Origin of the sequence: Actinosynnema sp. NPDC059797 (assembly GCF_042732085.1) — a bacterium.
In the GTDB taxonomy this organism is placed as follows: domain Bacteria; phylum Actinomycetota; class Actinomycetes; order Mycobacteriales; family Pseudonocardiaceae; genus Actinosynnema.
On the sequence record NZ_JBHWIE010000402.1, the window covers coordinates 1 to 6,018 of the forward strand.

General features: G+C 77.5%; 5 protein-coding genes. All 5 read left to right on the plus strand.

All coding sequences use genetic code 11. The annotated features are described in order from the left end of the window. A partial coding sequence (locus ACFV4N_RS38310; protein WP_499677580.1) for a hypothetical protein occupies positions 1–1,002 on the plus strand: 1,002 nt, incomplete at its 5' end. Further along, positions 999–2,075, plus strand: coding sequence for a lantibiotic dehydratase C-terminal domain-containing protein (locus tag ACFV4N_RS38315; protein ID WP_499677581.1), 1,077 nt, complete (start codon positions 999–1,001; stop codon positions 2,073–2,075). The genes ACFV4N_RS38310 and ACFV4N_RS38315, both read left to right, overlap by 4 nt. Further along, complete coding sequence (locus ACFV4N_RS38320; protein WP_499677582.1) at positions 2,072–3,769, plus strand: hypothetical protein; 1,698 nt, start codon at positions 2,072–2,074, stop codon at positions 3,767–3,769. Before ACFV4N_RS38315 ends, ACFV4N_RS38320 begins: the two co-directional genes overlap by 4 nt. 32 nt (positions 3,770–3,801) lie before the next feature. After that, complete coding sequence (locus tag ACFV4N_RS38325; RefSeq protein WP_499677583.1) at positions 3,802–5,544, plus strand: TOMM precursor leader peptide-binding protein; 1,743 nt, start codon at positions 3,802–3,804, stop codon at positions 5,542–5,544. An 11-nt stretch (positions 5,545–5,555) separates the two neighbouring features. Continuing rightward, positions 5,556–6,018 (plus strand): hypothetical protein (locus ACFV4N_RS38330; protein WP_499677584.1); only part of this gene is annotated, 463 nt, incomplete at its 3' end.

Genomic DNA, 6,018 nt, shown 5'->3' on the forward strand with positions numbered 1-6,018 from the left:
GCCATGACCCCGGAGGCCGCCGACGCCGTGGGCGATCCCGGTGTGCGCGCGGTCCTCGACGCCCGCGAGAAGCTGGCCGGGCAGGTGCACGACGGCGTCGTCACCGACGAGGTGCTGGCGGCCGCCGCCGACCTGGTGCCCGCGTGGGCGACCAACCGCCCCGGCTCGTACGGCTTCTTCGCCCAGCCGACCCGCGACGGGCGGCTGGTGGTCAACCGGGTCTACGCCGGGTTCGGGAAGTTCACCAGCCGCTTCCTCGACCTGCTGCCCGGCGCGCGCGACGCGGTGGCCCGCCAGGTGCGCCGCCACATCGCCGACCCGGTGCAGTTCCGCCCGGTGCAGGGGTTCAACGCCAACCTGCACCCGCTGCTCGGCGCCCGCGAGGTCGGCGAGGACGCCCGCTGGGCCGACCTGCCCGCCGACGAGCTGGACGTGCGGCACGACCCGGTCGCCGACGAGGTCCGGGTGACGCACCGCGGCGTCCCGCTCGACGTGCTATACGCGGGTTTCCTGATCCCGGTGGCGCTGCCGGACCGGCAGGCGCCGCTGTACTCGGACCTGGCCTGCGGCTGGGTGGACCTCGACCCGCTGCGGCCCGCCTCGACGCGCCGCGGCGCGACCGTCCGGGACCGCTTGACGTGGGGCGACGTCGTGCTGGCGCGCCGGTCGTGGGACTTCGCCACGCCGCCGGCGGTCGGCGCGGAGGAGCAGGCCGCGCTGGACGTGGCCCGGTTGCGCGCCCGGCACGGGCTGCCGGAGCACGTGTTCGTCGGACCGGACCGGGGACCCGCGTCGGTCGACGCCTACCGGCGGGCGCTGACGGCGGACAAGCCGCAGTACGCCGACCTCGGCGACCCGCTGCACCTGCGCTGCCTGCCCCGCCTGCTGGCCCGGTTCCCCGACGGCGTGCGGCTGACCGAGGCGCTGCCCGTGCCCGGCACCGGCGCCCCGGCCGGCCGGGTGGTCGAACTGATCGCGGAAACGTACTGGAGGGCCTCGTGATCGACGTCGTCTGCTACTACCACGACCCGGTGAAGGCGCCCCTGCTCCGCGACGCCGTGCTGCCCGCGCTCGCGGAGGCGGAGGGGCTGGGCGCGGTGGGGCACGTGGAGCGGCACTGGCTGCACGGGCCGCACGTGCGGGTGCGGCTCGACGGCCCGGCCGACGCCGCCGCGCTCGTCGCCGACCGCGTGCGCGCGCACCTCGCGCACCACCCGTCCACTGTGGACGCAGATGTCGCCGAACTGCTGGAACAGGCGCGGCGCAACGGGATCGCGGAACTCGTGCCACCGCCCTACGAGCCGATCCACCCGGACAACACCGTGGTCGTCGAGCCGACCGACCTGACCGCCGTCCGGCAGCTCCTGGGCTCCGACGCGCTGGTGGACCTGCGCACCCGGTGCCTGCGGCTCGGCGTGCCCGCGATCCGCGACGCGGTGGCGGTCGCCGGCTCCGGGCAGGCCCGCGTCCACCTCGCCCTGGTCGCCATGGCGGCGCACGCGAGCCGGTTCCCGGCCGGGCTGGTCAACGGCTACCACTCGTTCCTGTCGCACCTGGAGGACTTCCTGCTGCACAGCGACCCGGACGGCGTGCTGCGCGACCGGTTCGACCGCGTGTGGGAGCGCAACGCGGACCGGGTGGTGGGCACCGTGCGCGGTGTCGCGGACGGTGCGGCCGGCACGGCGTGGGTGGCGTGGACCGAGGGGTGCCGGGCGCTGGTCGAGGAGGTGTTCGACCGGGGCGAGCTGCCGACCGCCTACCCGGCGCAGCTCGGTGAGCGCGCCCTGGAGCTGGGCGAGGAGGAGGCGATCCGGCGCTGGCACCGCGACCACCGCGACCGCGTCAGCGAGTACCACCTGCGGTTGCGGGAGGTGGACTTCGACCACCCGCGCTACCAGCGGCCCGTCACCGTCTACCGCTTCGGCACGAACATGCTCTACCAGTTGCTGGCCGCGTGCGACGTGACGCCCGTCGAGCGCTACCTCGCCGCGAGCCTCGTCGTGCGGGCGGTGCAGCGGATGACCGGGCTGGGCTGGTCCGAGCACGTCACGCAGATGGTGGAGGCGACCCGGTGAGCGGCGTGCTGCTGCGCCTGCGGCCGATCGCGCACGCGACGCCCACCGCGACCGGGCTGCACGTGCGGGGGTGGCGGTCCAGCTTCACCCTCGAAGGCGGCAAGGGGTTGTGGACCATCTGGGAGCGGCTGGCCGGTCCGCTGGCCGAGGGGGTGCCGCCGGAGCAGCTCTCGGTGCCGGAGAACGCGTCGCCGGCGGTGGCGCGGGCGCTGGAGCTGATCATCGGCCAGCTCCACGAGCACGACCTGCTGGTGGAGGTGCCCGTCGAGTGGGCCGAGGCCGGGCGGGGCGGTGCCGGCGGGGTCGGGGACAGCGGGGTCGGGGACAGCGGCGGGCAGGGCGATCCCGGCCTGCGTGGTGCCGGTGCCGGTGCCGGTGCCGGTGGCGGTGGCGGTGCCGGTGCTCGCGGAGGCCGCGACCTGCCGCCCCCGGACATCGCGAGCTGGCTGGAGTCGGTGGCCGCGGCACCGCTGGAGGCGTGGCGGCGGCTGCGGTCGGCGACCGTCGTCGTGACCGGTGAGGGCGTTCTGGCCGCTGCCGCCCACCGCGCCCTCGCCGCCACCGGCCTGGACGTGGCGCCGGTCCGGCCCGGCGCGGGGCTGCTCCTGACCGCCGGTGCGCACGCGGTCGCCGCCGGGTGCGCCGCCGACGTCGGTTTCGCGGTCGCGCCGGGGTCGGTCGGCGACGTGGTGGCCGACGCGGCGGCGGTGGCCGGTCGGCTCGCGGGTGCGCCCGGCGACCCGCCGGAGGTGCTGGCCGCGCTGGTCGGGTCAGCCGCCGCGCACCGGCTGGTGTGCGTGGTGGGCGGGCTGCCCGACCCCTCCACCGAGGTGGTCGACATGTGGAGCGACGTGCCGCCCACCGGGCCACCGCACCAGGCGGTCCTGGTCGCCCGGGTGGACCCGCTGCACGCCGAGTACCACCCGTGGCTGTCGGCGATCCGCCCGCTGGAGCCCAACGGCGCCCTGCTGGAGGTGCTGGGCGACCGGGAACTCGGTCCGGTGCCCACCCCCTCGCCCGGCGACCTGCCCCAGTTGCCGGTCAAGCTCGCCGCGTCCGGTGACGCGGTCGGCTTCGGCACGACCGAGCACGCCGCGCGGCTCGACGCCCTGCTCCGCGCCGCCCGCGGGCTCGCGCCGGAGGGGGCGGTGGTGGGCGCGGACCGGGTGCACGCCCTCGGCCTGGCCCTGCGCACCGCCGTCCGGGACCTGCCCGGCACACCGGTCGAGGAGGACGAGTGGTCCGCCGACCCGACCGCCCGCCGCTGGTGGAAGGCCGTGGTGCTCAGGTTCGCGCTGCCCGCCGCGGTCGAGGTGACCAGGCTGGGGCCCGGTGTGGTCCGCGCGGTGGTGCGGGCGGGCGGGGAGGAGCTGTCCTGGGCGGTCGAGGCGGGGGCGGCGGACGCCGTCGCGTTCGCCGCGCTGGCCGCCGCCGGGCGGGCCCAGGCCGGGGTGACCGGGTCGGTCTCGCTGTGCGGGGCGGCTCCGTTCGCCGCGCCGGACGGGGCCGCCGCGCCGTGGACCAACCGCGACTGGAACTGGCCGCACGGCGTGCGGGACGGCGAGGACGCCTTCCAGGACGACCTGCGCGCGCTCGTCGGCGAGGTCAGGGGCGAGGTCAAGCCGGTGCACCTCGGGCCGGTGCTGGAGGCGGCGGGGCTGGTGGCGTTCGCGGTGCCGGGGGCGGACCGGTGAGCGCCGGGAGCCGCGATGTCGGGGGCGGACCGGTGAACGCCGAAGGCCACGACGGGCGTCACGGGCCCGGGAGCGGGCCGGTGCGGGTGCTGGAGCTGACCGACTACCGGGTCGGCGACCTGGACCGGGTCGGCGTGGACGGGCCCGTGCTGCCCGTGCGGTTCGACGGGGCCCTGGTCCTGATCGGCCCGGTGTTCGGCGGTGGCGGTGGCGGCGTGTGCGTGCGGTGCGCGGAGGACGCCCGCCTGGCCGCGCTCGGCGAGTCGGTGCCGCGCGGCGACCGGCGGATGCGCCTGGGCGGCCTGGCCTCCCCGGCGCTGCGCCCGCTGCTGGCGCTGCTGGTGGACCGCGTGCTGGCCGACCCGGACGCCCACCGCGACCGCGTCCTGGCGCTGCGGACCGACCTCGCCACCACCGGCGAGCACCGGGTGCGCACCCGGCCCGGCGGTTGCCCCGCGTGCGGCCCGCTGCCGGAGGACTCGCCGCGAACCGCGACCGTGGTCCGCGCGCCCGTCCCGGTGGTGCCCGGCACGCTGCGCGGCCCCAACCCCCTGACCGCGGGCGACGCCCCGCACCGCGAGCTGTTCGACCTGCGGCACGGCCCGGTCGGCGGCATGTACCGCATCGGCGACCTGACGGTGGCGGCGGTGAGCGCCGAGCTGGTGGGCGGGCAGGCCGGGTTCGGCCGCACCGCCGACTACGCCGAGGCCGAGCGCGTCGCGCTGTACGAGGCGGTGGAGCGGCACGCGGGCCTGAGGCCCCGGCGCGTCACCACGGTCCTGGAGGCCTCGTACGCCGAACTCGGCGACCGCGCGCTCGACCCCACCCGCCTGGGCCTGCCCGACCACGGGTCGCCGCACGTCGTGCCGTACCGCCCGGACGTGCGGACCCGGTGGGTGCACGGCTGGTCCTACACCCGCGGCCGGCCGGTCGCGGTGCCCGAGCACGTCGCCTACTGGGGTCCCGCCGAGGGCCCGCGGTTCGTCGACGAGACGTCCAACGGCTGCGGCACCGGCAACAGCCTCACCGAGGCCGTGCTGCACGGGCTGTTCGAGGTCGCCGAGCGGGATGCGTTCCTCGTGGCCTGGTACGGCCGCGCCCGCCTGCCGCGCCTGCGCGTCCGCGACGAGGTCACCGCGCACGTCGCGGACCGGCTGGAGCAGCTCGGCTACCGCCTGGAGCTGTACGACGCCACCAACGACCTGGGCGTGCCGTCCGTGCTCTCGCTCGCCCGCTGCACCAGGCCGCGCCCGCGCCTGCCCCGGGCGTTCTTCGCGGCGGGCGCGGGGCTCGACCCGGACGCGGCGATGCGCTCGGCGGCGGCCGAGGTGGTGATGGACGTGGAGGCGGGCGCCAAGCGCTACCGCGCCGAGCCCGACGACTTCGACCCGGACCGGCTGCGGCGGCTGCTGCGCGACCCCCGGCTGGTCCGCACCATGGACGACCACGTCAACGTCAACGGCCTGCCGGAGGCCGCCGACCGGTACGACTTCCTCGTGCCCGGCCCGGCAGTGGACCCGGTGGTCCCCGACGTGCCGCGCGACGATCTGGACGCGCTGCTGGAGCACTACGTCCGCCGGTGGGCGGAGCTGGACCTGGAGGTGATCGCGGTCGACCAGAGCGACCCGGTGGTGCGCGAGCGGCTCGGCCTGCACTCGGCGAAGGTGATCGTGCCCGGCGCCGTGCCGATGACCTTCGGCGAGCTGAACCGGCGCACGCACGGCCTCCCGCGCCTGCGCCTGGCAGGTCCCCCGCTGCCCCACCCGTTCCCGTGAGCCCGAACGCCATGACACCGAACACCACGAGCACGAACACCGCGAGTCCGAACACCGCGGGCCCGAACGCCGTGGGCCCGAACGCCGTGGGCACGGAAGCCGCAAACCCCGAAGCCCAGGCGCTGGCCGCCGCCCACGCCCACGGGCCCGGCCGGGTGGTCGAACCGGGGCCGTCCCCGCGACCGGACCCGATGCCCGGTCCGCGCGTGCCGCTGACCGCGCTGGCCGCGCACGGCCCCTTCGGCGCGGCGCTGGCGCGCCTGCTGACCGACGTGGCGACGCCGCTGCGCTGGGAACCGTGGAACCAGTACAACGACCACCGCGCCTACCCGTCCGCGCGGGCCGCGGGCACCGTCGACCTGGTGCTGGCGGTCGGGGCGCGGCGGTGGCCGCTCGACCCCGTGCGCCGGGCCCTGGTCGGTCACGCGCCGCCCGCGCTCGACGGGCCCGCGCGGGTCGAGCTGGGCCGCCGCC